This is a genomic window from Arenibacterium sp. CAU 1754 (assembly GCF_054482635.1).
This window is the reverse complement of the sequence record NZ_JBTLRG010000001.1, coordinates 673,300-697,850: the sequence shown is the minus strand read 5'-3', so window position 1 is coordinate 697,850 and position 24,551 is coordinate 673,300. Positions and strand designations below refer to the sequence as shown.

Below are 24,551 nucleotides of genomic sequence, written 5' to 3'. Positions count from 1 at the left end.
CTGTCATGCGCCTGAACGAAATCAGCTTTTCCGATGCGCGCCCGGTCGAAGGGTATGGTCCCGGCTTTTTCCGTATCGGCGGTGAGGTGTTCGAAGGCCCGGTTCTGACCGGCCCGACCGGCACAAGCCCCTGGGGCGGGTATTCTGACGGCGCCGCCTTGCTGGCCCTTGGCGATCAAGTCGATGTTTTGTTTATCGGGACGGGGGCGGAGATTGCCCATATTCCGGCGGACCTGCGCCAGCTCCTCGATACCGCTGGCATCGGGGTCGAGTCGATGAATTCCCCGGCGGCCTGTCGCACCTACAACGTCCTTCTGTCCGAAGGCCGTCGGGTTGCGCTTGCGCTGCTGCCGGTCTGAGCGTGCCGCGCGTTTCCCAACAGGCTGCGGCCCAGTGCCCCGCCTGCGCATCTGGGGCCTTTTGCCCGGTCATGTCATCGGTTAAGGGCGGCGCATGACGCTGAGTGTTCATGATCTGACCATTGCCCGTGGCGGCCTGCCGGTGATCCAGGGGTTGAGCCTGTCGCTCGACTCTGGGCAGGCGCTGATCCTGCGCGGCCCCAACGGGATTGGGAAAACCACGCTGCTGCGCACGCTGGCCGGGTTGCAACCGCCCGTGTCGGGCCGGATCGACGGGACCGATGAGACGCTCGCCTATGCCGGGCACGCGGATGGGATCAAATCCACACTGACCGTCACCGAGAACCTCGAATTCTGGGCCAGTGTTTTTGGCACCCGCGGGATCGGGTACGCCCTGACGGCGTTTGACCTGCACGCACTGGCGGACCGGCCTGCAGGGGCCCTGTCGGCGGGGCAGAAACGCCGGTTGGGTCTGGCCCGGCTGCTGGTCACGGGGCGGGCGATCTGGATCCTGGATGAACCGACCGTGTCGCTGGACCGCGACGCGGTCGCGATGTTTGCCGATGTGGTGCGCAGCCATTTGGCGCAGGGCGGCAGCGCCCTGATTGCCACCCATATCGACCTTGGGCTGGATGGTAACGTTCTGGAGCTGTCGCCCTATCGCGCCAAGCTGCCGGAACTGGATGATTTTGACGGAGCCTTCGCATGAAGGCGCTGTTGATCCGCGATCTGAAACTGGCGCTGCGCGCCGGGGGCGGGTTTGGCCTGGGGCTCGCGTTCTTTCTGATCGTCACGGTCATGGTGCCATTCAGCGTCGGGCCGCAGTCGCAACTGCTTTCGACCATTGCGCCGGGGGTGCTGTGGCTGGGCGCGCTGCTGGCCTGCCTGTTGTCGCTGGACCGGCTGCTGGCGCTGGATTGGGAGGACGGTTCGCTTGATCTTTTGGCCACCGCGCCGCTGCCATTGGAATCTGTCGTCACGATCAAGGCATTGGCCCATTGGATCACGACGGGCCTGCCGCTGGTTCTGGCGGCGCCGGTTCTGGGCGTCCTGCTGAACCTGCCGGGGCCGGGGTATTTCTGGCTGGTGGTGTCGCTGGCCCTGGGCACACCGGCCCTGTCGGTGATCGGAACTTTTGGGGCGGCGCTGACCGTGGGGCTGAAGCGGGGCGGGCTGTTGCTGTCGCTTCTGGTGATGCCGCTCTATGTGCCGACGCTGATCTTTGGGGCCGAAGTGGCCCGCCGCGGCGCGGTGGGCATGGACACGGCCACCCCGCTGTTGATGCTGGCCGGGATCACCGCGGGAACGGCCGCCCTGTTACCGTTTGCCAGCGCGGCGGTCATGCGCGTCAATCTGCGCTAGAGGATGTGAATTGTGGTGTGCGGACATAAGGATTAGAAGCTGAATATGTCTTTGTGGGAATACGCAAATCCGAAGAAATTCCTGACCACCTCGGAACGGGTGCTGCCGGGGATCTGGGTGTTGGCGTTCGGCTGTCTTGCAGTCGGGCTGATCTGGGGATTCTTCTTTACACCGGACGATTACAAACAGGGATCGACGGTCAAGATCATCTATCTGCACGTGCCCTCGGCGCTGATGGCGATCAATGCCTGGATGATGATGCTGATTGCCTCGCTGATCTGGCTGGTGCGTCGGCACCATGTCAGTGCGCTGGCGGCGTGCGCCGCGGCGCCTGTGGGGGCGGTGATGACCATCATCGCCCTGGTGACCGGCGCAATCTGGGGCCAGCCGATGTGGGGAACCTGGTGGGCCTGGGACCCGCGGCTGACCTCGTTCCTGATCCTGTTCCTGTTCTATCTTGGATATATCGCCCTGTGGGAGGCGATCGACAATCCTGACACCGCTGCAGATCTGACCTCGGTTCTGTGCCTTGTCGGGTCGGTCTTTGCGGTTCTGTCGCGCTATGCGGTGAACTTCTGGAACCAGGGGCTGCACCAGGGCGCGTCGCTGAGCCTGGACAAGGAAGAGCACGTGGCCGACGTCTTCTATTATCCGCTGCTGGTCTCGATCGGGGGGTTTGTCCTGCTGTTTCTGGCGCTGGTGCTTTATCGCACCGGAACTGAAATTCGCGCGCGCCGGATCAAGGCGCTGCTGGCACGGGACAGGGCAGGAGCATGATGCCGGATCTGGGAAAATACGCCGATACGGTGTTGTCGGCTTATGCCGCCTCCATCGTTTTGCTGGTTCTGCTGGTCGGGGTCACGCTGTGGCGTGGCCGCAAGACGCGGGCGGAAATGACCCGTATCGAGGAAAGACAAAAGCGCGATGGCTAAGAAGATTTCGCCCTTGATGCTCGCCCCGCCGATTATCTTCATCGCCTTTGTGCTGCTGGCGGCGATCGGCATGTTTCGAAACGATCCTGAGTCCCTGCCATCGGCCCGGCAGGGGCAGACGGCGCCGCCGCTTGTGCTGACGCCGCTGGAGGGCAAGACGGGGTTTGACGATGCCACACTGCGCGATGGTCAGGTGAAACTGGTCAACTTCTGGGCCAGCTGGTGCGCGCCCTGCCGGGTGGAACATCCCAACCTCGAGGCACTGGCGGGTGAGGGAGTGACGATCTACGGGATCAACTACAAGGACGATCCGGTCAAGGCGCTGGCTTTTCTGGATGAATTGGGCGACCCCTATGCCGCCACGGCGGCAGATGCCCAAGGGCGCACCGCGCTGGACTGGGGCGTTTACGGTGTGCCTGAAACCTATGTGATCGACGGCAGTGGCACCATCCTGTTGCGCCACGCTGGACCGGTGACGCAACGGGTGATCGAAGAGACCCTGCGCCCTGCCATCGAGGCCGCCCAATCCAATTGAGCGCCTTCGGCGCACGCCATTCTTTATAGGGGGCCAGCGTCAGGCCGACGTAAATGGGCCGGGCATCTGATCCGAAGCCAAACGAAAAAGGGCGCCCCGTGGGGCGCCCTTTGGCATTCGTTCGTGCGCTAAGTTCAGGCCGATTTGGCCAGGTCGCGCAGCACGTAGTGCAGAACGCCGCCATGTTCGATGTATTCGATTTCGATGGCGGTATCGATCCGGCACTTGAGTTGAATGGTTTTCTGGGTGCCGTCTGCATAGGTGATGATGCAGGGCACCTCTTGCAGGGGTTGGATGGTATCGAGCCCGTGGATCGCCACGGTTTCATCCCCGGTCAGACCCAGCGTCTTGCGGGTATCGCCGCCGGTGAATTCGAACGGGATCACGCCCATGCCAACCAGGTTCGAGCGGTGGATACGCTCAAAGCTTTCGGCGATAACGGCCTTGACGCCCAGCAGGGCCGTGCCCTTGGCCGCCCAGTCGCGCGAGGACCCCGCTCCATACTGTTCACCGCCGAAGATGACCAGCGGCGTGCCGGACGCCTGATAGTCCATCGCAGCGTCGAAGATCGAAGTCTGCTGACCGTCGGGGCCTTTGGTATAGCCGCCTTCGACGCCTTCCAGCATCTCGTTCCGGATGCGGATGTTGGCGAAGGTGCCGCGCATCATCACCTCGTGGTTACCGCGCCGCGATCCGTACGAGTTGAATTCGCGCACCGGAACCTGACGATCGATCAGATACTGACCGGCCGGTGTGGTGTTCTTGAACGAACCGGCGGGCGAGATGTGGTCGGTCGTGATCATGTCTCCCAGCAGGGCCAGAACGCGGGCATCGTCGATATTGGTGATCTTGCCCGGTTCCGATGACATGCCCTGGAAGTAGGGCGGGTTCTGGACATAGGTCGACGCCGACGGCCAGTCATAGGTCTGGCTGTCCGTGGTTTCGACGCTTTGCCATTTCTCGTCACCCTTGAACACATCGGCGTATTTGGACTGGAACGCCTCGCGGGTCACGGTTTCCTGAACCAGATCGGCGACTTCCTTGGTGGTCGGCCAGATGTCCTTGAGATAGACCGGATTGCCATCCTTGTCCTCGCCCAGCGGCTCGTTGGTGAGGTCGATGTTCATGTCGCCCGCAATGGCATAGGCCACGACAAGCGGCGGGGAGGCAAGGTAGTTGGCCCGCACATCGGGGCTGATCCGGCCTTCGAAGTTGCGGTTGCCGGACAGGACCGAGGTTGCGACCAGGTCGCCCTCGGCGATGGCGTCGGACAGCTCCTTCTGGATCGGACCCGAGTTGCCGATACAGGTGGTGCAGCCATAGCCAACCAGGTTGAACCCGAGCGCGTCGAGGTCTTCTTGCAGGTTTGCCGCTTCGAGATAGGCCGAAACGACCTGCGACCCCGGTGCCAGCGATGTCTTGACCCAGGGTTTGCGGGTCAGGCCCAGCGCACGCGCCTTGCGGGCGACCAGACCGGCGCCGATCATAACGTAGGGGTTCGACGTGTTGGTGCAGGAGGTGATCGAAGCGATCACGACCGACCCATCGCGGAGTTCGTAATCCTCGCCCTTGACCTTGACCGATTTGCGCGGATCGATCAGTGCGTCTGGCGTGGGGCCTTCTGAGGCCATTTCGGTCGCGTCTTGGGATTCGTCTTCGCCCCGATATTCAGCGACAACGTCAAAGAAGGCGCGCGCCGCCTGATCGAGCGGGGTGTAATCCTGCGGGCGTTTCGGACCGGAGATCGCCGGAACGATCGTTCCCATGTCGAGTTCGAGCGTATCGGTATAGATCGGGTTGTAGTCCGAACCGCGCCAGAAGCCGTTTTCCTTGGCATAGGCCTCGACCAGGGCAATACGGTCTTCTTCGCGGCCCGTGTTGCGCAGATAGCGCAGCGTTTCGTCGTCGATCGGGAAGAAACCACAGGTCGCACCGTATTCAGGCGCCATGTTGGCGATGGTCGCGCGATCGGCCAGCGGCAGGTGGTCAAGGCCGGGGCCGTAGAATTCCACGAACTTGCCGACCACGCCCTTTTCGCGCAGCAGTTCGACTACCTTGAGCACGAGGTCGGTGCCGGTCGTGCCTTCCATCATCGCGCCGGTAAGCTTGAAGCCCACAACCTCGGGGATTAGCATTGAAATCGGCTGACCCAGCATGGCGGCCTCGGCCTCGATCCCGCCAACACCCCAGCCCAGAACGGCCGCGCCGTTGACCATGGTGGTGTGGCTGTCGGTGCCGACCAGCGTATCGGGATAGGCCACTTCCTGACCGTCCTGATCGGTGTCGGTCCAGACGGTCTGGGCCAGGTATTCCAGGTTCACCTGGTGGCAGATGCCGGTGCCGGGGGGCACGACGCGGAAGTTGTTGAACGCGTTCTGACCCCATTTGAGAAAGGTGTACCGTTCGATGTTGCGTTCGTATTCACGGTCAACGTTCATCTGGAACGCGCGCGGGTTGCCGAATTCATCGATCATGACCGAGTGGTCGATGACCAGATCGACAGGGTTCAGCGGGTTGATCTTTTCCGGATCGCCGCCAAGCGCCTTGATCCCGTCGCGCATCGCGGCCAGGTCGACGACGGCGGGAACACCGGTGAAATCCTGCATCAGCACGCGGGCAGGACGATAGGCGATTTCGCGGGGGTTCTTGCCGCCCTTGGCACCCCATTCGGCAAAGGCCTTGATGTCATCAACGCTGACGGTCTTGCCGTCCTCGAAACGCAGCATGTTTTCCAGCACCACCTTGAGTGCGGCCGGCAGCTTGGCAAAATCGCCAAGGCCAGCCTCGGTAGCGGCGGGGATCGAGTAGTACGAGATGGTCTTGCCGTTCACGCTCAGGGTTTTGCGTGTCTTGGCGGTGTCCTGTCCAACGGTGATAGGCATGGGGCCTCCCTTCGAAAGAGTCGTGGAAATGGGATTTAGCTGGCTGCTATCTGCATCAGGTCGGCCCCGCATTCAATAGCGATCAGGGGGGGTGCGTCAATTTTTGTATACCATTGCACACAAAACAGGCCCGAGGCCCCCGCAATCGGCCAAACACCCGGTCTCAAGAAACCTTGATTGGTCAAGACCCCACCCTGTCGATAAAAGCGGACGTACCGCACGAGGATACCCCGATGAAGATTATCGCCGCTTTGGCCGTCGCTCTGTCGACATGCGTCCCGCTCCCGGTTCTGGCCCAGTCACAACCGGTCGTGGTCGAACTCTTCACCTCGCAGGGGTGCTCCTCATGCCCGCCGGCGGATGCGCTGTTGCGTCGGCTGGCACAGCGGGACGATGTGATCCCGCTGGCGTTGCATGTGGATTACTGGGACTACATCGGCTGGAAAGACGAATTTGCCAATCCGGACCATACCCTGCGTCAAAAGGGATATGCCGCCGCGGCCGGACGGCGCATGATCTATACCCCCCAGATGGTCATCAACGGGCAGGAGGATCTGGTCGGGGCCAAACCGATGGAACTGGCCGATCTGATCAATGCGCACAAGGCGCGCCCGGCGGCGGTGAACCTGTTGGCGCAGCGTCAGGGGCAGGGGGTCCACATACGTCTGGCCCCCGCATCCGGGCCGCTGGCCGGGCCGCTGAATCTGTTCCTGGTGCAATATGTGCCAAACCGAATGGCCCATATCACCCGTGGGGAAAACGCCGGTCGCGATATCGATTACGCAAACGTGGTCGATGACTGGCAAAAGATCGGCACATGGGACGGTCTGGCCACGATCGAGGTCGAGGCGACGCTCAAGTCCGATCACCCGGCTGTGGTTCTTGTGCAGCATGCTGGCCCGGGCAAGATTGTCGGGGCGGCCCGGGCGGACTAGGGTCAGGCGGCATCACGCATGCCCGCGAACAGGTTAGGTTTCCGGAGGGGCGAGACCGATCTAAGGTTTCCAGCGGCGATGGATCCAGAACCATTGGTCCATGTGTTCGCGCACCAGCTCCTCAAGCCCGTCATTGATGGCCTGGGTCATGGTTTCCGCGTCCGAGTGCGGGATCGGATCATGCATGACAATCTCGAAATCCAGCCCGTTCGGCTGGCGGATGGCATAAACCGGGATCATCACCGCATCGTATTTCAGAGCCAGTTCCGCAGGCACGATCGAGGTCACCGCAGGCTGGCGGAAAAAGTTGAGCACCTTACCCCCATGGGCGTGCAAATCGCCCACGATGGCGATGATGCCCCCGTCTTTGAGGTGGCGCACCATTTCCATCATCCCGCGCCGCCCCTGTTCGAACATCGGCGCGCCGATGTTCGAGATCGTGCGCACGTAGTGAGCGTTGAAGTAGGGGTTCGCCATCCGTCGATAAAGCGCGCCCATTTCGTGGCCGCGATGGATCAGGTTGGCGCGCGCCGCATCGTAATTTCCGAAATGGCCGGTCATCAGGATCACCGGTCGCCGGGCGGCGCGGGCCTGTTCCAGTGCGCTCAGACCGGGGCCGGATATCGGCGCGGCCCAGGCGCGCTCCAGAAAGGGGCGGCCGGAATAAAGCTCGATCAGGGTGCGCCCGGCATTGTTGGGGACGGCCCGGCAAAGGCGGCTTACCTCCTCCTCGGGCAGGTCGGGGCAGGTCAGTTTCAGGTTGTCGCGGACCCGTTTGTCAGCGCCGACCAGCGGCGCGATGACCCGCGATAGGATCCAGCCCATGGCCGGTACGCGCCAGCGATAGGGCGCCAGTTTCGCGCAGCCGATCAGGCCGCGCAAAAACAGGTTGCCGACGAAATACCCCGCAAGCCGGGACCGTGACAATGTACTGGGGTCAACTGGCATTTTCGAAATCTTAGCCCTGTTGCCACATCCATTCGGGAAGCGGCGGGTTTGGATGGGACGGCACATTCGCTTCGTCCAGCGGATGCGGCATGTTGGAAACCGGCGACAGGTCCTTGGTGATCCGGTCGCGTCTCAGATAGCTGATTTCGATTGTCCGGGGCACGACATAATCGCCATAGCGCACAAAGGGGCGGGCGTTATTGGCATGCACGTGGACCGGTACAAACAGATCGGACAAACGGTGCAGCGCGTCGGCGATCCGCTTGTAATGTCTTGCGTTCAGACAAAGGTGAAAGCGGTGAAATTCGACCGTCAGCACCCTGAACCGGGACAGGGTTTCACGGGGCGCGTGTGTCAGGATGTCATACTCGGCACCTTCGATGTCCATCTGCAGGACAAGATCGCCTTCAGGGGGGGCGTATTTTTGCACCCAGTCTTCCAGAGTGATGAAATTGCCTTGTGTTTTCGGACCAATGAACACCGGGTCGAACACCAGGTTTTCATCCTCGATCGGGGCCTTGTCCACGGAGGCATCCGCCAGATAGCAAGGGATGCCACGCGCCAGCATTTCCTTTTCGAAAGTCGCCGTTGATCCCACGCCGGGGGAAAAGCACCCCAAGATGCCGTCCAGATCGTCGGGAATGATGTACCCGCCATCCGCCTGGCCTCCGATCCGTATGAGATCGACACCCGTCTTTTTTGGCGCCAGGGATTGCGCTAGACAGGACATTTTTTCAGAGGTCATGGATTTGACCACCCGCCAATCGAACCCATACGAGATGTTCTTGAGGGCAGAGTCTTCAATCCAATCGTCGGCGTTCAGCATCGGTTTTTCCCTTGTGCCGGACGGCCCGACATCGGGCAACGGTACCCTTCTGGCGGATAGATGGTGTGGAGGGCGGTCTCGGTCATGTTGTCGATTGGACGGGCAAGTGCGGGGTTGGGAAATCGTCGCTTTTAGCGGCGAAAAGTTTCACGCTGCCAGACATACAGACCCGCCCCGGCGATAACAAGGGCACCGACCACCGTCCAGACGTCAGGGAATTCGGTGAAAAACAATGCGCCCCAGACCGCTGCAAAGACCAGTCCGACATAGGAATAGGGGGCAAGCATGGCCGCCTCGCCCTGGCTGAAGGCCCGGATCAGGCACATTTGGCCGACGGTGCCGAACACCGCGATCAGTGTCATCAGCCCAAGGGCCGGGGCGTCGGGCGTCTGCCATTTGAACGGCACTGCCACACTCAGCAGGATGGTGCCGACAAGGCCGGTGTAAAACAGGGATGTCCAGGCGTCTTCGTCCGGGCCAACCTTGCGCGTCAAAAGCGCGTAGCCTGAATAACAGGCGGCGGCAGCGAGCGGGAGAAGCGCGCTGGGGGAAAACACAGCACTGCCCGGTCGGATGATGATCATTGCCCCGATCAGGGCTGCGGCGATTCCGGCAATGCGGCGCGGGCCCAAAGCCTCGCCCAGAAACAGCGCCGCGCCCAGCGTGATGAGAACCGGATTGACCGACATCAACGCCGCCGCGTCGGTCAGTGGTATCAGGCTGATCCCGGTAAAGAAAAATCCTGTGGCACTCATCAGTAGGACCGAACGCAGGAATTGCAGGCCCGGGTAGCGCGTGCGCGCCACGGCGCGCAGACGCGGCATCACCAGTATGAGAACCAACAGCATCTGACCGGCATAGCGCACCCATAAGGCGGGCAGAACGCCGACGCGCGGGGCAAGTGATTTGACCGAGGCGTCCATCAGGGAAAAACAGAAAATCGCCGCGATCATCAGCAGGATCGCCCGGTTGCGTCCGGATATCGCGGCAGCGTCCGTCATCGCGGCACGCAGGGAGGTTGCAGGGTCACGGACGTGGCGGATAAGGTCGGAAACCGGATCATTGGCAGGGTGATAGGGGCGTATGGCGGCCGTGTCCATGCCGTTCGTTCACCTGTTCACAACGTGGAATCAGCCGTCTTCTTCATCCTCGTCGTCTTGTGTGATCAAAGTGACCTCGCCTGATTGCTCCAACTGGCGGATCGCTGCCACGATCGCGTTCATTGCCGCCTCGCCATCGCGGGGTTTGACGGTGCCTTTTTCGCCAATCTCTTCGCGCAGGTTATCCGCCATCCGGGTGGACATGTTGGACAGGATGAATTCGGCCACCGGGGCTGACGCCTCATCGGTGGCGGCGGCCATTGCTGTGACCAGGACATCGCCCTGGACCGTGCGAATGATCGCGGGTACATCGCGCGCATTCAGACGATGGGGGATATGGGCAAAGGTAAAGATTTCACGCCGTACCGCGCCGGCGAAATCGGCGTCTGCTTCATCCAGCGCGGACAGCATGTCATCACGCGTGCGCGCTGCAGACTGGTTCAGGATCGCCCCGACCCGTGCGGTGGGTGCGTCGGCAAAGGCAAGAATGGGCCGATCGTCCAGCTGGCTGGCCAGCGACAGGCCGATTCGGTCCACCGCCTGCGGCGTGACGGAACCGGTCTGGGACACCGCATATGTGATCCGCCGCGCCAGTGGACCGGGCAATTTGCCCAGCAGGTCTGCGGCCTTGGCGGTGTCGAGTTTCGACAACAGCACGGCGGCGACCTCGATGCTTTCGGCCTGGATTATGTCGGCGAGATCCTGCACCGGCAGGCTCCGTAGACGTGTCCAGGGGTCACCGGCTGCGCGCACGCCGGCCTCTTTCCTCAGCCGTGCGGCCGTCTGCACGCTGATCTTGCCGTCCAGGGCGCTCAGTGCGCCGGCGATACCTTTGGGAAAGGACAACCCGACCTCATCAAGAATGCCGGCGAATTCGCCGATCACCGAATTCAGCGTTGCCCGGTCCACAAGACCCATCTGCCCCATTTGCTGTGTCAGCCGCGCCTGCAGGTCATCGGGCAATTCTTCCAGCGGAAGGTCCGCCCCTTCGTTCAGCAACAGGCGCACCACGATGGCGGCCTTGGCCCTGTTGTCCAATGGTATGGGGCCCCGCGCCGATCCGGGCGCCGGGCCCCCAGGGGCGGTTGCCATGGTCGGCAATTGCGCAATTGCCCTGTCGTCCTGCATAGTTCTGCCCTTGCCTGTATGTCCCCTACCGAGGGATGCACCAGCTTAGGCAGGCAGAAGTAAAGAAACCCTGAAGGTCAGTAGTCGTAGATGAGACCGGTCCGGAGGGCGTCGCGCAGCGAGGCCTCGGGCCAGGTGCCTTCACCACCGCGCGCGCGGATCTCACGCCACTGGACAATGGCGGCATCGACCTTTCCATCCTCGATCAACCCCTGACCCATGTAGGACCGGGCCAGAATATTGTCGGGGTTGCGCATCAGGGCCTTACGGTAATAGGCGCGCGCCAGATCGGAATGACCCATCTTGCGATGGGTGAACCCCCAATAGGTCAGCACCCTGTCATCCATCTGATCCGGGATCGCCAGAAGAACGCCCTGCGCATCGCCATAGCGCCCGGCATAGGCCAGTTCGCGCGCCGCAAGATAGAGGACGTCACCATCCAGCAGTGTTTCCTGCGGGTTGACGCATTTGCCGGATTTGTCGTCCCAGACCTTGATTCCCTTGCAGGTCTTCGTGGTCTTGGTCGTCTTGGGCGGTGAACTGTCCGTGCCACTGCCTGCCGCAAGGGCATAACCGGGCAAAAGGAGGGCGAGAATCATTAAAAAACGCATTTGGTAACTCCGAAAAAAATGGTGTTGTCCCTGGCATAAATAAATGCCCCCGGACGAGGGCCCCACCAGACACCGTCACGTAAAACAGATCAGGTCAGGCGATCAGCCTGTGATCTGCTTTACACAGGTCTTTAAATTATCATCCCAGACCGACCCCGAGGCACAGGATTGCACCTGATCGTTGTGGTCCGAACAGCCTTCGGCAAATCCAAGGGCGGGCGTGATGCAGAGGGCCAGCGTGGCCAGGGCGAATTTGAGAGTCATCCTGTTTATCCTTTGCTTACTGAAATCAAAATAGATCACTGTTTCGATCATAGCTTTCAATCTGCTCTGGACAAAATGAAATCGAACGAGGTGACGGGAACGTGCAGGGAACCGCCAATACAGCGGGCATTTGGCGCGTCGGGGCGGTTTGGTCCAAGATCGAGACCATAAAAATCAAGGGGTTGGAAAGGGGGCGTTTCGCGCGCGGCACCGGTTTGCAGGCAAAAACCTGTGGCGACGCGCGCGAAATCTGGTCGGTGATCAGTCCTTGAACACCCGTTTGAAGATCGTGTCGACATGTTTGGTGTGATAGCCGAGGTCGAATTTCTCTTCTATTTCTTCCTTGCTCAGCGCGGCCAGAACATCCGGGTCAGCCAGCAGTTCTGTTTTGAAATCCTTGCCTTCTTCCCAGACTTTCATCGCGTTGCGCTGAACCAGCTTATAGCTGTCTTCGCGGCTGACACCGGCCTGTGTCAGGGCCAGCAGAACCCGCTGGGACATGACCAGTCCGCGGAACTTGTTCATGTTGGCCAGCATGTTTTCCGGATAGATCACCAGCTTTTCGATCACACCGGTCAGGCGCGACAGCGCGAAATCGAGGGTGATTGTGGTGTCCGGGCCGATGTTGCGTTCGACGGAGGAATGCGAAATGTCGCGTTCATGCCAGAGGGCCACGTTTTCCATCGCCGGAACAACGGCCATGCGCACGAGGCGGGCCAGACCGGTCAGGTTTTCGGTCAGCACCGGGTTGCGCTTGTGCGGCATCGCCGAGGAGCCCTTCTGGCCCTTGGAAAAGAACTCTTCCGCCTCCAGAACCTCGGTCCGCTGCATGTGGCGAATTTCAATGGCGACGTTTTCAATGGACGACGCCACGACGCCAAGCGCGGCAAAGAACGCGGCGTGACGGTCGCGCGGGATGACCTGGGTGCTGATCGGTTCGGGTTCCAGGCCCAGTTTCTCGCAGACATGTTCCTCGACCCGGGGATCGATGTTGGCGAAAGTGCCGACCGCACCCGAAATCGCGCCGGTGGCGATTTCATAGCGTGCCTTTTCCAGACGGTTCAGGTTGCGGTCCATTTCCGCATAGAACCGGGCAAAGGTCAGGCCCATGGTGGTGGGTTCTGCGTGGATGCCGTGGCTGCGCCCGATGCGCACGGTATCCTTGTGCTCATACGCGCGTTTCTTGAGCGCGGCGAGCAGGCCCTTCATGTCGGCGATCAGGATATCGGCGGCGCGCACCAGCTGGACGTTGAAACAGGTGTCCAGAACATCCGAAGAGGTCATGCCCTGGTGCACAAACCGGGCCTCGTCGCTGCCGACGTGTTCGGCGAGATGGGTCAGAAAGGCGATAACGTCATGTTTGGTGACGGCCTCGATCTCGTCAATGCGGGCTACGTCGAATTCGACATCCTTGGCTTTCCAGACGGCGTCGGCGTTTTCGCGCGGGATAACGCCCAGATCGGCCATGGCTTCGCAGGCGTGCGCTTCGATCTCGTACCAGATGCGGAACTTGGTCTCGGGGCTCCAGATGGCGACCATTTCGGGGCGGGAATAGCGGGGGATCATTGGCAGCAGCACCTTTTTATGATTGGGAGGCGTTCGAGGCGGGTCTTAGACCGGCCAAGGCGATACGACAAGGCAGGAGAGACCGGATGAGACGGTTTGCCCGACATTTACCCCCCACATGCGGAGGGACGCATGGCTGCTGACCTGCGCAGTTTGTCGGATTTTGCGGGTGCATGGAGGGTGGATCGCGTCATCCACCACGCAAAAGGCCCCGATGCAACGTTTGCAGGACAGGCTGATTGGACGCCCTGCACGCAAGGGTTGCGATATCGCGAAACCGGGCAATTGATCATCGCGGGTCATGCCCCGTTTCTGGCCGAACGCGAATACCTGTGGCTGCCTGATCTGAGCGTGCTGTTTGACGACGGCCGGTTCTTTCACAGGGTTCCCGCAGCCGGGGGAGAGGCGCATCACTGGTGCGACCCGGACGATTATGTCGTGTCCTATGACTTTGGCGGCTGGCCCGGCTTTACCACCCGCTGGCAGGTGCGCGGACCCCGAAAAGATTATGTCATGACCGCAACTTACGCTCGGACGGGCCCGGCGCGGGTCAATCTCTGATATTGGCGTAAACCTGCTTGCGGCACTGCAGCAATTGGGGCATGCACGGACGCAAATCCAAAACCGACAGGAGAATTCGGACTATGAGCCTTGCATCCACTGACATCGTATTGGCACAGGCCTTTGGCCCGCGCGAAGGGCTGGCCCTGCGTGTGAAACAGGTTACCCTGGTTGTTCTGGGTATCGTTGCACTGGCTGTTGCGGCCAAGATCAAGGTGCCGATGTGGCCCGTTCCGATCACCATGGGCACCTTTGCCGTGCTGAGCATTGGCGCCGCCTATGGCGCGCGTCTGGGGCTTGCCACGATCTTTGGGTACATGATCGTTGGCGCCTTGGGTTTTGACGTGTTTGCCGGATCGTCGGCGGAAAAATTCGGTCTGACCTACATGATGGGCGGCACCGGCGGTTATCTTGTTGGTTATGTTCTGGCGACCGTGACGCTGGGCGCGTTGGCTGCGCGCGGCTGGGACCGGTCCGTTCTGAAAATGGCGCTGGCCATGCTGATCGGCAATGTGCTGATCTATGTGCCGGGCCTGATCTGGCTGGGTCAGTTATACGGCTGGGACAAGCCGATCCTGGACTGGGGCCTGACACCATTCCTTCTGGGCGATTTGATCAAGCTGGGTCTGGCGGCGATTCTGCTGCCGGCGATCTGGAAGATGGTCGGCAACGCCCGCACCTGATCCTGATATACTTAAACATGCTGATGGCGTGGCCCCCGGGGCTGCGCCATTTTTTGTCAGGGATGACTTGTTTTCATCCGTGTTGCTGGACTTTGCAGGCTCCTTAAAAACGACCGAGGTTCACCGAGACCGGTCAGACTTCTCAAAAATGACTATCCCTGTGTAATTATTGGAATGGGGAGGGCCGGTTTTTGACGAACCCGGCAAAGAACGACGAATTGTCCGGACTGCGTATCGAAATCGCCCGCATCCGGGAACGAAACGCAGCGACTCAGAACGTTTTGCACATCATGAGCCGGTCACGCGATGATGAAGGGCCGGTCTTTGAATTGATCCTCGAGAGTGCTGCGCAACTTTGCAAGGCGCCGCATGCTTTCCTGCAGCTACGCAACGAGGCCGACACCCATCTCGAAGTGGCGGCCCAAAATTTTGCGACATCCAAGTTTCTCGATCTTCTGCGAGCCAACCCGATCCCATTGCACAACAACGAAGGATCGATTTCGGTCAAGGGCATGAAAGCCAGTGAGCCGATGCAATACGAAGATATCCAAAGCCTGAAAGGGACGAAATACTACACGCCCCAACTAGGCTATGCGGACAAGGCTGAAGGAATGCGCACAGCCCTTTTCGTGCCCCTGAAAACCGAAAGTGACAGCATCGGGGTTATTTGCTTGTACAAGCACGAGGTCGCGCCATTTTCCGAAGATGAAATCAGTCTTGTTCAGACCTTTGCGGCCCAAGCAGTCATTGCCATAGAAAACGTGCGCCAGTTCAAGGCGCTTGAGGCCCTGAATGCGGAACTTGGCGATCGCGTTGAGGAGCAGGTGGGCGAGATCGAGCGCATGGGGCGGCTCAAGCGGTTCCTGCCTTCGGCCGTTGCGAATGCCGTGGTTTCTTCCGGCTCTGAACAACTGTTGTCCAGCCATCGTGCCCTTTTGGGGTACTTTTCTGTGACATTCGGGGGTTCACGGCGTTTTGTGAAACAGCCGAACCCGAAGAGACGATCGAAGTACTTCAGACTTATCATGAGGAAATGGGCAAGCTGATCAATGCACATGGGGCCGGTGTCGATCACCGGATGGGCGATGGCATCATGGTTCTGTTCAACGATCCGCTGCCTTGTGATGATCCGGCCGGAAGTGCCGTCAGGCTGGCAATTGCAATGGGCGAGCGCATGGCCGAGCTCTGCGCCGGTTGGAAACGTGTTGGACATCGTCTTGGCTTTGGTGTCGGCGTTTCCCTGGGGTATGCAACGGTTGGCATGGTGGGCTTCGAAGGACGGTTCGATTACACGGCGTCCGGCACGGCCATCAACCTGGCTGCGCGCCTGTGCGACGAGGCCGAGGACGGCGAGATCCTCCTCAGTCCGCGGGCGTCTATAGCGGTGGAAGATGACTTTGCCACCGAATCCCGGGGTGAGATCAGCCTGAAAGGGATGCGAAAACCCGTGGAAGTGTTCCGCTTGGCCGACAACAGTAAGGCTGATCAGGGCGCCGGAAAGGCCCATTTGCAATAGGGGTTTTTTCGATTTCCGCGCGCATATTGCGACTTTCGAGTTTTACGATTTCACTCCCCTAGAACGGTTTCGATCCTGGAGCTGCGCTCCAACGTTCGATGTACCGGGCATTTGCCGGCGATCTCGAGCAGGCGCGTGCGTTGATCGTTGCTCAGGTCTCCGGTCAGAAAGATTTCGCGCCGGAAGGCGTCTATCTTGTCGTCCTTGTTTGATCCAGCGTCCTGCGCGTGGACCTTGTCGTGGCTGACATCGACGCGCACATGGTCCAGCGGCCAGCCTTTGCGCCGCGCATACATGCGGATGGTCATCGAGGTACAGGCGCCAAGCCCCGCGGAAACCAGGCCATAGGGCGTCAGACCCCTGTTGGTGCCGCCATAGGCAACCGGTTCGTCCGCGCGGATGTGATGATCGGGGCCGGACTGCACATCCTGCAGGAACCCGTCGGGGTCGGCCTCGGACACGCGCACGATGCCTTCGGGCGCACCGGGGGGCGGCGCGGGGGCCTTGAGGTCGATATAGCGTTTGACCCAGGCGGCGATCACATCGGCGGCGTATTCGGCGTCGCTGGGCCGGGTGATCAGGTGATCGGCATCATCCAGTGTGACAAAGCTTTTGGGATGTTTCGCGGCGAGGAAAATTTCGCTGGCGTTGTCGATGCTGACGGTTTCGTCGCGCGGCGCGTGCAGCACCAGCAGGGCCGCTTTGAGATCGGAAATGGCCGGGGTCAACTGACCGGCGGCGATGTCATCCAGAAATGCCTTGCCAATATGGAACGGACGCCCGCCCAGTGACACCTCGGCAATGCCATGAGACATGATATCGGGCAGGGCGTCCTCGAAATGGCGGGTGATATGTTCGGGATCGAAGGGCGCGCCCACAGTGACAACCGCGCGGGCGCTGTCGATCCGGGCGCGGGCGCGCAGCACCGCCGCCCCACCCAGCGAATGCCCGATCAGAAGGGAGGGCGCCATGTCGCGCGATTTGAGGTAGTCGGCGGCGGCGACCAGATCCTCGACATTCGAGGAAAAGGTGGTGTTGGCAAATTCGCCCTGCGAGTGGCCCAGACCAGTGAAATCGAACCGCAAAACCGCGATGCCCATCGACGCAAGCCGCGCTGCGATCCGCCGGGCGGCCGGAATATCCTTGGAACAGGTGAAACAATGCGCAAACAGCGCCGTGGCCAGATGCGGACCCGGCGGCATGTCCAGCCGGGCGGCCAGGTCGTGGCCGCCATGGCCGGTGAATGTGATGCGCTCTGTGGTCATGTAATCCGTCCTGACGTATTTGGGCCGACTTTGGGCAGCGCAGGCCCCAAGCGCAACCCGTACCCCGACAGCATAACGCAGCCGTTACGGCCAGTGTTCCGGATTTTCCGAAAACTTGCCCGGAATTGTGCGCAGTAATTCATGCGAAAACGGGGGGTTGTGCGGTATATGCGATGTTGGAGGTGAACTTTCATGTGGTGGATGAGAACAGTCTGATGCGGTCGTTGCAGCGATACCTGGTGTTTCAGAACCGGAAATATGTTTTCTGGTTCAGCATCGTCACGACCGTTCTGGTGCTGACGATCTGTAACACCGCAAACTTCTTTCTGATGGCGAGCGATACCTTTGCCAAGGTGTTCTGGGTCTATAACGCCGTGGGCTCGGCCGTGACCTGTTCGGTGACCTATCTGATGGGATTGCAGATGCTGAAAGTGTTCAATCTGACCAAACAGCTCAAACACATGGTCAATCACGATCAACTGACCGGGCTGAACACGCGTTCTGGGTTCTTTCGCGCAGTCGAGGCGCGGGGGGCTGACCGGGCCGTCGTGATCGCGGCGGATATTGACCGGTTCAAGGTGATCAATGACACCTACGGGCATAACGTGGGCGACCAGGTTCTGGTCGAATTCGCACGCCGGCTGATGCGCGACTGCCGGGGCGATGATGTGGTGGCACGGTTCGGCGGGGAGGAGTTCATCGTCTACCTGCCATGTACCAGATTCGACAATGGCGCGGGCGTCGCCGAACGATTGCGCAAGGTGATTGCGCACGACCCGGTCGAGACGCAATCGGGCCTGATCGACGTCACCGCCAGTTTTGGCGTGGCCGAATCCGCCGGAGGGCAAACCATCGACCAGCATATTCAAAAGGCGGACGCGGCGCTGTACCTGGCAAAGGCCAACGGGCGCAATTGCGTGGAACGCGCCTTGCCGGTGCCCCGATCACAGGCAAAAAGGGCCTAGCCGCCCATCAACGCCGGATCGAACGGATAGGTTGTCAGGTTTTCATGGCCATCCTCGGTAATCAGAACCTGATCTTCCAGCTTGATGGTAAAATCACCGCCCACTGCGCCGACTGCGGCCTCGACACAAAGAACCATGCCGGGTTCAAGCGCATAGTCGAACGCGCCTGCAACAGCCTTGTCAGGATAGGCCACCAGCGGCCATTCATCACACAAACCGACCCCGTGCATCATGCAGCCATATTTCTGGGCCTGGAACTGGTCATCCAGCCGATGGCAATTTGCGCTCAGTTCAGGAATGGTCACACCGGGGCGCAACATTTCCATGTTGGTCATGATGTGGTCATGGGCGTGCTGCATCGCATAGACCATGTCCGCAGGCGGTTTGGCGTCGCCAATCCACCAGCTGCGCGAAATGTCGACACAGATGCCATAGGCGCCGACAAGGTCGGTGTCGAAACTCACGATTTCATTGTTTTGCACGATGCGCGGCCCGCATTCCTGGAACCACGGATTGGTGCGGGGGCCGGATGACAACAGACGGGTTTCGATCCATTCCCCGCCACGGCGAATGTTTTCCGCATGAAGAACGGCCCAGATGTCGTTTTCCGAGGTCTGTCCGAGGGGGACGTTGATGCGGGCGAAATCCTCCATTGCCCGCACGGCAGTTTCACAGGCATGGGACGCACATCGCATCGCCTTGATCTCATCCACGCCTTTGACGGCGCGGGATTTTTCAGTGACTTCTTCCCCTTCCATGATGGTCAGACCTTGCGCCTCAAGCGCGCGCAGCCCGTGCAGCATGATCTTGTCCACCGCAAGACGGGCATGGCCGGGGGCGTGTTCGGCCAGCAGGGCGCGCACCTCGTTGGCAAAGACATCGGCGGCGATGTCGATCCGGTCACCCCGGTCGAAATAGAACAGGTCCGCGCCCGAACGCTGTTCGCGCACCAGCGTGTTGAATTTCGAAAGGAAGGGCGCGTTCTTATAATCCCAGATCACCATGTACCCATCCGCGCATAGCAAAAGGGCGCGGAACGGATTGTGGGTGTTCCAAAGCTGCATGTTGGTGCTGTCGGTCGCATAGCGGATATTGAGCGGGTCGAACATCAGCAGGCCGGCGTAATCGCGATCGACGATATGCTGCGTCAGGCGGGCCCAGCGATATTCACGCATGGCGGCCAGATCGGGCAGGTCCAGACCCGCAGCGGCCCATTCCTCGAACGCCAGCCGTGTGGGGCCGATCTCGATCCGATTGGCGTCGTTTGACGTTCCGTCGCCCAGGGTTGGGCCGCGTGTCGGATCGATCTTGCGGGTATCGCGGAAATGCTTGTTCATATCGGACCTCGCAGAGGGGGTGGGCCCATCCTGAAGCGGGCAGGGTGGTCCTTCTGGCCAGAATGCGACCGTTGCGCCTGTCGTTTTTTACCTGCAGGCGGTTCGGCGGAATGTTAGAGAACCGCCATGACACCCCCGATGCAACGCAGTCTTCCCTATGATCCATTCGCGCCGCGCCCCTTGCCGGGGGTGGCGCCCCTTGCCATGGAGGACTGGCTGGTCAGGGACGAGGCGTTTTCCGGACAAATGGCGTTGCGCGACCAGTTGCTATCGACGCGGCGCCCAGAGGTCCTCGCGCTGGACGAGGGCGCCCGCGCCGCGGCCGAAGAACTTTTGGACCTTGTGTTGTCGCTGTCCCAACCGAAGACCGGGCGGGTCGTTGAGCGCGCAGATGGGATTAGGGTCACGATCGATCACACTGATCCGATGGGAACGCTTGGCCGGTTGGTGCAAGAGGATCTGTGTATTCTGCAAAGACACGGTGATGAACATGTGCTGACAGGGGCGGTTCTGTGCTTTCCGGCCAGCTGGACGCTGGCCGAAAAATTCATGCGCCCGTTGCTGGGTATTCATCAACCGGTCGAGAGTTATGACGCTAACATCGCACGGCGTGTGCAACGGTTGTTCGACGGAGTTCGGCCCGGACGTCCCATCTGGCGTTTCAACGCGTTCTGGTATGACGCGCCGGACCTATATCATCCGCGTCGCGAAACGGACCCGCGTCAGCACGTGGCGTCTGAAACCGGGTCATTTCTGCGCAGTGAGCGGCAGGTAATCTTGCGCCTTCCGGAAACACAGGCAGTTGTGTTTTCGATCCACACCTATGTCCTGTCGCACAGCGACGCCTGCGCGACCAGAACGCAGATCCCCGCAAAATAGCAAGACCCCGACACACCTGTCGGGGCCTTGCCCGTGCACGACTCTGGAGGGGTCAGTGTACGAAAGTTGTGACCACGCTGGCCAATGCGCCGGAACTTTGCATTGTTACGAGGAACGCCGTCAGCGACAGGACGTGGGTATTGAGGCGAAAATCCTCTCCGCGGGCGAGGTTGACGGCCGCCATCGAGGCCGCGACCGGGGCGGACAGAAAGGCCATCATGCCCGTCATGCCCCATGCCGTCAGGCGCTGGATATCACTGGGGCCGGTATCGGCGGCGATGGCCGGGGCCTGCTTTTCTTCCTCAAGCATGGCTTCGGTGCGGAACGCCATGGCAAGGGCCTGTTCCTCGCTCAGTGGGGGTAATCCGTGCCGTCGTTGGACCCCGTTTTCCTCTGTGGCGAGGGCGTCATACTGGCGGGCCAGAAACTGCTCGGTATCGTCAATCGGGGCAAAACGGGGGTCGTTGAGCCCGTATCCGTCAGCCTGACCGCGTACGAGGCTGGGCGCGATGTTGGAGAACGCTTCGAGAAACTGATGCGCGGCCAATTGGGTCGCCGGATCCAGCCATTCGACCAGCGCCACATCGACCTGATCGAACATGCGATAGAGCATCACCACCAGCAAAAGCTCGGAAATGTCCTGGTCGTCGCGATCAGGGTCGGCGGGGAACATATCCAGTTGAATGCGCCACTGGTCTTCCGCCAGATGGACGCGACGCGGATTGATGTCGCCGATGGCATCGATGTTGATGGCGCGATGACGCTGTGCGGAATGCTCCAGTTCATGCGACATGGTCAATTTCACCACATAGTGGCTTGCCGTGACGCGGGCCGAGCGCGCGTTCTGAATACTGTTGCGTTCGACCAGGTGGCCATAGTCATCAAGCGTTGCGGCAACAATTCTGCTGAACTGATCAAGCAACGTGTCGTCATACCCAAAAAATACTAGTCCACCGTGATACCTGCCGTGATGGGTCAACCGATAACCCTCCGTTCTTGTGTCTAGAATGTCAGCCTAGGGTGGAAGGGTGGAAAAACTGTGTCTCAATCTGAGAAACAAAGGGGCAATTGACCTGAATCCATTGCATTGATGCTTAGGTGGAAACAGAAAGTTTTATGGGAAAAATTCGACAGTTTGACGGAAAGGGGGCTGGTTTACGGCAGAAATGTGGCGCGCGGTCACTTGTCGATGCGCGCCGCCATAATTGCGATGGCCTTTTGATAGACGGTCGCCGCGTTCCATTCCCTGATGACGGCAAAGTTGGGTTCACCCGGTTGATATCCGCGGCCTTTTTTCCATCCCTTTAACCGCAGGTAGTTCGCGGTCGAGGCAAGCGCGTCGGTCACATTGTAAAAATCCACACGTCCGTCGCCGGTGGCATCGACCCCATAGGTCAGGGCATTGCCGGGCAGGAATTGCGTGTGCCCCAGTTCGCCGTGCTTGGCCCCGCGCGTGGACGCGGTGATGGCGCCCTGATCGACGAGCTTCAGCGCGGCGATCGCGTGGGGCACGAAAAAATCGGATCGGCGGCAATCATAGGCGAGGGTGGTGATGGCCGAGACGACCTCACTATCTCCCATGAACCCGCCAAAGGCGGTTTCCATGCCGTGGATGGCCAGCAGAATGCCGGCGGGCACGCCATATTGTTTTTCCAGAGCGGCATAAAAGGCGGGGTTGCGCGCCTTGCGTTTGCGGCCCTGGGCCACAATCGTATCTGCCCCGCGCAGTTTCATGAATTTTTCGAGCGAGTATTTAAAGCTTTTCTGGTTGCGGTCAGCGGCAATGGTCCGGCTGGCGTATTTGGACTGCGCAAGTGCCTGCAGGCCCGGTTTGCGGACGCCAGCCTTGCGGGCCTCTTGGGCGAAATCGGCCTTCCATTGGGCAAACCCCTGGCTGGTATTGCCGCAGGGGGCGGTAAGGGCGGGCGTTGCCGCGCATAGTGCGCAGACTGCGCCCGCGGCCAGATGCCGAGCTGCCATAAAAGTCATTTTACCCTCCCCACCAAGTAAACATGCACAATGCTAGCGCGCGGAAGGCGATGTGAGAACCGGTTTTTTCCCGATCAGGTCCCGGGGATCAGTTGTTATCGATGGGAACGGCAGTATCCGTTGTCAGCAACTGGTCGCTGAACGTTGCCTCAAGCGCCAGGCGGGGCAGACCGAGGAAGGGCACGATCACCCACAGGAACAGGGCGATTGCGCCAAACACCATCCAGCGCGAGTTGCTGGATTGGGGTGTAGGGTCGGACAGCGTGGATGACGTCCCGGCGGGGTGCCAGTCGTCCGAGGCGGTCGTTTCGGGGGTGTCTGTGGGGTGTGACACGGCAAGATATCCTGGATGTGGAACAAAGGGTGTGGCATCGGCCTGCGCTGTGGAGTCGGCCGAGAGGTCTGGCGACCAGAAGGACGCGATGATGCGGCCCTGAGGGGCGATATCATTCGCCGGTTCGTGGCGCACGTGCAGTGGAAGACCGCCAGACGGGTTGACGGTATCGCCATCGGCAAGCGGTAACTTTCCCTTGAGGCGCTGACGGATCAGCGTGTGGCCAAGCGCCACCCCGATATCGAGCGGAACCTGCGGCGGCAGACCTTCGATTTCGACTGTCTTGCCGACCAGAAGCTGCGAGTTTTCAAACCGCAGCCCAGTTCCCTTGATCCCGTCGCCGTTGATCTTGAGGGGCGTTGGAACCGGATGCGTGCAGAGAGCAACGGGCAAACTGGCATCGCCTGCCTTTTCAACCTGTTCGGGCGAAAATACCATGTCCGAGGATGCGAAATGAACCGCATCAGGGCGGGCCGACTGAATCAGGTGGCGCACCACAAGGTGCAACAGCTCAAGCTTGGTGGCAGGATCGAACGCGTCGGGTTGATCAAACGGCATGGGCATAGGGCCATCGCCGATCATCACCAGAATGTGGCTCTTGTGCTGGCGCAGCTTTGTCGCAAACTCATCGTCCCGCGGCCCCGTCGAGGGGGCGTCGAGCGCGCGTTCGAATGCTTTTGCATCCAGCGGCGTCGCATGTACTGCAAAAACGATGTGGTAGGAGCGGTTGACCAGCAGCAGGTATTGACTGGTTCCGTTCGGCGCCACGGTCAACGCCAGATCCGAGCGGCCCTCAAGATGCGCGTTCAGCGCCCGTGCCACTGCGGCAAGGTCGGGGGACGGCGTTTCGTGATAAAGCAGCGCTGCCTGTGTTATGCAATTTTGAACGGTCATTCTGAATCGCGTTTGTTTGTTTCCTGATGCGATCTAATCCAAGAAAATGGCAAACTTGGGGCGCTTTGCATGGCCTTTTCGGGAGCGTGCAATGTTCAACCTGGCGCAACAAAAAGGGCGCGGGGAGGTGCGCGCCCTTTCGGTCACCGTCGGGTCGAAATCAGAATTTAAGAGCGATCTTGCGCAGTTCCGGAGACAGTTTTTCTGCGGCCTGTGACGCGGCGTTGATCTGTGTCGCGGACTGGCGTTGCTGCGCAACGGCGGCTTCGGAAGACGCGGCAAAGTCCTGTACGGTTGCCGTCTGGATCGAAACAGGTTTGGTCAGGACAGCGATTTCGCTCACCTGCGAGATGTCGGCCAGCCCCGCAAGTTTAGGCAAAAGATTTGACATCGATTCGTCCCCGAGGTCGGTAAACAGGAACGCAAACGCGCCGAGCGTCAAAACCAGCCGCACAAATCCCGAAGCACCTTTGCGTTTTTCGGTCGTGGGCGTGGTTACGCCATGCATCGATTCATCGTGAATCGGGGCGTATTGGGGCGGTTTCCCGGCGTTGGCCTCGATACGCTTGATGCGGTCTTCAAATCCACGTTTGTCTGACATTTTTTCGTCTCCCCCCTAGGTGACGAGTGATGGTTTGTAGTCTTATCGCCTGGGAAGGGGACAACTTTATGCAGGAAAT

At 60.4% G+C, this 24,551-nt stretch carries 27 protein-coding genes; 13 read left to right on the top strand and 14 right to left on the bottom strand.

From position 1 onward, the window contains the following. The first annotated feature begins 5 nt into the window (after positions 1-5). From ACXYMO_RS03455 to ACXYMO_RS03430, 6 genes are all read left to right on the top strand, one after another. On the top strand, positions 6-359 hold the full coding sequence (locus ACXYMO_RS03455) for an Mth938-like domain-containing protein (RefSeq protein ID WP_458877252.1): 354 nt from the start codon (positions 6-8) through the stop codon (positions 357-359). 94 nt (positions 360-453) lie between these two features. Beyond that, the gene (gene ccmA, locus ACXYMO_RS03450; protein ID WP_458877251.1) at positions 454-1,068 is read left to right on the top strand and encodes a heme ABC exporter ATP-binding protein CcmA; all 615 of its coding nucleotides are present in this window, start codon (positions 454-456) and stop codon (positions 1,066-1,068) included. Next, positions 1,065-1,721 carry a heme exporter protein CcmB gene (gene ccmB / locus ACXYMO_RS03445; protein ID WP_458877250.1) on the top strand — a complete coding sequence of 219 codons (657 nt, stop codon included), beginning with the start codon at positions 1,065-1,067 and terminating at the stop codon, positions 1,719-1,721. The genes ccmA and ccmB overlap by 4 nt, the downstream gene beginning before the upstream one ends. 45 nt (positions 1,722-1,766) lie before the next feature. Continuing rightward, positions 1,767-2,498: a heme ABC transporter permease gene (locus tag ACXYMO_RS03440; RefSeq protein ID WP_458877249.1), complete on the top strand. Its 732-nt coding sequence runs from the start codon at positions 1,767-1,769 to the stop codon at positions 2,496-2,498. After that, complete coding sequence (ccmD, locus tag ACXYMO_RS03435) at positions 2,495-2,653, top strand: heme exporter protein CcmD (protein ID WP_458877248.1); 159 nt, start codon at positions 2,495-2,497, stop codon at positions 2,651-2,653. The genes ACXYMO_RS03440 and ccmD overlap by 4 nt, the downstream gene beginning before the upstream one ends. Next, positions 2,646-3,188, top strand: coding sequence for a DsbE family thiol:disulfide interchange protein (locus ACXYMO_RS03430; protein ID WP_458877247.1), 543 nt, complete (start codon positions 2,646-2,648; stop codon positions 3,186-3,188). Before ccmD ends, ACXYMO_RS03430 begins: the two co-directional genes overlap by 8 nt. 134 nt (positions 3,189-3,322) lie before the next feature. On the opposite strand, the gene acnA is transcribed toward ACXYMO_RS03430, so the two are convergent. Further along, positions 3,323-6,070, bottom strand: a complete 2,748-nt coding sequence (gene acnA / locus ACXYMO_RS03425) for an aconitate hydratase AcnA (RefSeq protein ID WP_458877246.1) — start codon at positions 6,068-6,070, stop codon at positions 3,323-3,325. Positions 6,071-6,303: 233 nt separating this feature from the next. Here acnA and ACXYMO_RS03420 point away from each other — a divergent pair, with 233 nt between their 5' ends. Then, positions 6,304-7,005, top strand: a complete 702-nt coding sequence (locus ACXYMO_RS03420) for a DUF1223 domain-containing protein (protein ID WP_458877245.1) — start codon at positions 6,304-6,306, stop codon at positions 7,003-7,005. A gap of 60 nt (positions 7,006-7,065) precedes the next feature. Here ACXYMO_RS03420 and ACXYMO_RS03415 read toward each other — a convergent pair whose 3' ends face one another. From ACXYMO_RS03415 to purB, 7 genes are all read right to left on the bottom strand, one after another. Beyond that, the gene (locus ACXYMO_RS03415; protein ID WP_458877244.1) at positions 7,066-7,953 is read right to left on the bottom strand and encodes a lysophospholipid acyltransferase family protein; all 888 of its coding nucleotides are present in this window, start codon (positions 7,951-7,953) and stop codon (positions 7,066-7,068) included. A gap of 10 nt (positions 7,954-7,963) precedes the next feature. Next, positions 7,964-8,779, bottom strand: a complete 816-nt coding sequence (locus tag ACXYMO_RS03410; protein WP_458877243.1) for an FkbM family methyltransferase — start codon at positions 8,777-8,779, stop codon at positions 7,964-7,966. 131 nt (positions 8,780-8,910) lie between these two features. Further along, positions 8,911-9,879, bottom strand: a complete 969-nt coding sequence (locus ACXYMO_RS03405; RefSeq protein ID WP_458877242.1) for a DMT family transporter — start codon at positions 9,877-9,879, stop codon at positions 8,911-8,913. Positions 9,880-9,909: 30 nt separating this feature from the next. Further along, positions 9,910-10,971: a flagellar motor switch protein FliG gene (locus tag ACXYMO_RS03400; protein WP_458877241.1), complete on the bottom strand. Its 1,062-nt coding sequence runs from the start codon at positions 10,969-10,971 to the stop codon at positions 9,910-9,912. 113 nt (positions 10,972-11,084) lie between these two features. Then, positions 11,085-11,618, bottom strand: a complete 534-nt coding sequence (locus tag ACXYMO_RS03395) for a tetratricopeptide repeat protein (RefSeq protein ID WP_458877240.1) — start codon at positions 11,616-11,618, stop codon at positions 11,085-11,087. 102 nt (positions 11,619-11,720) lie between these two features. Next, positions 11,721-11,882 carry a hypothetical protein gene (locus tag ACXYMO_RS03390; protein WP_458877239.1) on the bottom strand — a complete coding sequence of 54 codons (162 nt, stop codon included), beginning with the start codon at positions 11,880-11,882 and terminating at the stop codon, positions 11,721-11,723. A 261-nt stretch (positions 11,883-12,143) separates the two neighbouring features. Next, positions 12,144-13,448 carry an adenylosuccinate lyase gene (gene purB, locus ACXYMO_RS03385; RefSeq protein WP_458877238.1) on the bottom strand — a complete coding sequence of 435 codons (1,305 nt, stop codon included), beginning with the start codon at positions 13,446-13,448 and terminating at the stop codon, positions 12,144-12,146. Positions 13,449-13,580: 132 nt separating this feature from the next. Between purB and ACXYMO_RS03380 the strand changes: the two genes are divergently transcribed. The 4 genes from ACXYMO_RS03380 to ACXYMO_RS03365 all read left to right on the top strand — a co-directional run bounded on the left by ACXYMO_RS03380 (position 13,581) and on the right by ACXYMO_RS03365 (position 16,208). Then, a complete protein-coding gene (locus ACXYMO_RS03380; protein WP_458877237.1) occupies positions 13,581-14,009 on the top strand; it encodes a DUF6314 family protein in 429 nt (142 codons plus the stop codon). Between the two features lie 83 nt (positions 14,010-14,092). Then, the gene (locus ACXYMO_RS03375; RefSeq protein ID WP_458877236.1) at positions 14,093-14,692 is read left to right on the top strand and encodes a biotin transporter BioY; all 600 of its coding nucleotides are present in this window, start codon (positions 14,093-14,095) and stop codon (positions 14,690-14,692) included. Positions 14,693-14,883: 191 nt separating this feature from the next. After that, positions 14,884-15,738, top strand: a complete 855-nt coding sequence (locus ACXYMO_RS03370) for a GAF domain-containing protein (protein WP_458877235.1) — start codon at positions 14,884-14,886, stop codon at positions 15,736-15,738. Then, positions 15,648-16,208: an adenylate/guanylate cyclase domain-containing protein gene (locus tag ACXYMO_RS03365; protein ID WP_458877882.1), complete on the top strand. Its 561-nt coding sequence runs from the start codon at positions 15,648-15,650 to the stop codon at positions 16,206-16,208. Before ACXYMO_RS03370 ends, ACXYMO_RS03365 begins: the two co-directional genes overlap by 91 nt. A gap of 50 nt (positions 16,209-16,258) precedes the next feature. Here the strand turns inward: ACXYMO_RS03365 and ACXYMO_RS03360 are convergent, their stop codons facing one another. Then, positions 16,259-17,473 carry a bifunctional alpha/beta hydrolase/OsmC family protein gene (locus tag ACXYMO_RS03360; protein WP_458877234.1) on the bottom strand — a complete coding sequence of 405 codons (1,215 nt, stop codon included), beginning with the start codon at positions 17,471-17,473 and terminating at the stop codon, positions 16,259-16,261. A 173-nt stretch (positions 17,474-17,646) separates the two neighbouring features. Between ACXYMO_RS03360 and ACXYMO_RS03355 the strand changes: the two genes are divergently transcribed. Continuing rightward, positions 17,647-18,438, top strand: coding sequence for a GGDEF domain-containing protein (locus tag ACXYMO_RS03355; RefSeq protein WP_458877233.1), 792 nt, complete (start codon positions 17,647-17,649; stop codon positions 18,436-18,438). On the opposite strand, the gene dddP is transcribed toward ACXYMO_RS03355, so the two are convergent. Next, entirely contained in the window at positions 18,435-19,775 is a 1,341-nt protein-coding gene (gene dddP / locus ACXYMO_RS03350) for a dimethylsulfonioproprionate lyase DddP (protein ID WP_458877232.1), read from the bottom strand. The two genes, ACXYMO_RS03355 and dddP, sit on opposite strands and share 4 nt — an antisense overlap. A gap of 138 nt (positions 19,776-19,913) precedes the next feature. Here dddP and ACXYMO_RS03345 point away from each other — a divergent pair, with 138 nt between their 5' ends. Next, positions 19,914-20,654: a heme-dependent oxidative N-demethylase family protein gene (locus ACXYMO_RS03345; RefSeq protein ID WP_458877231.1), complete on the top strand. Its 741-nt coding sequence runs from the start codon at positions 19,914-19,916 to the stop codon at positions 20,652-20,654. A 52-nt stretch (positions 20,655-20,706) separates the two neighbouring features. On the opposite strand, the gene ACXYMO_RS03340 is transcribed toward ACXYMO_RS03345, so the two are convergent. The 4 genes from ACXYMO_RS03340 to ACXYMO_RS03325 all read right to left on the bottom strand — a co-directional run bounded on the left by ACXYMO_RS03340 (position 20,707) and on the right by ACXYMO_RS03325 (position 24,472). After that, positions 20,707-21,576, bottom strand: coding sequence for a hypothetical protein (locus ACXYMO_RS03340; RefSeq protein WP_458877230.1), 870 nt, complete (start codon positions 21,574-21,576; stop codon positions 20,707-20,709). A 257-nt stretch (positions 21,577-21,833) separates the two neighbouring features. Further along, positions 21,834-22,634 (bottom strand): lytic murein transglycosylase, encoded by an 801-nt coding sequence (locus ACXYMO_RS03335; RefSeq protein ID WP_458877881.1) that lies wholly within the window; start codon positions 22,632-22,634, stop codon positions 21,834-21,836. 97 nt (positions 22,635-22,731) lie between these two features. Next, a complete protein-coding gene (locus ACXYMO_RS03330) occupies positions 22,732-23,871 on the bottom strand; it encodes a hypothetical protein (RefSeq protein ID WP_458877229.1) in 1,140 nt (379 codons plus the stop codon). A gap of 160 nt (positions 23,872-24,031) precedes the next feature. Further along, the gene (locus ACXYMO_RS03325; RefSeq protein ID WP_458877228.1) at positions 24,032-24,472 is read right to left on the bottom strand and encodes a hypothetical protein; all 441 of its coding nucleotides are present in this window, start codon (positions 24,470-24,472) and stop codon (positions 24,032-24,034) included. Positions 24,473-24,551 lie beyond the last annotated feature (79 nt).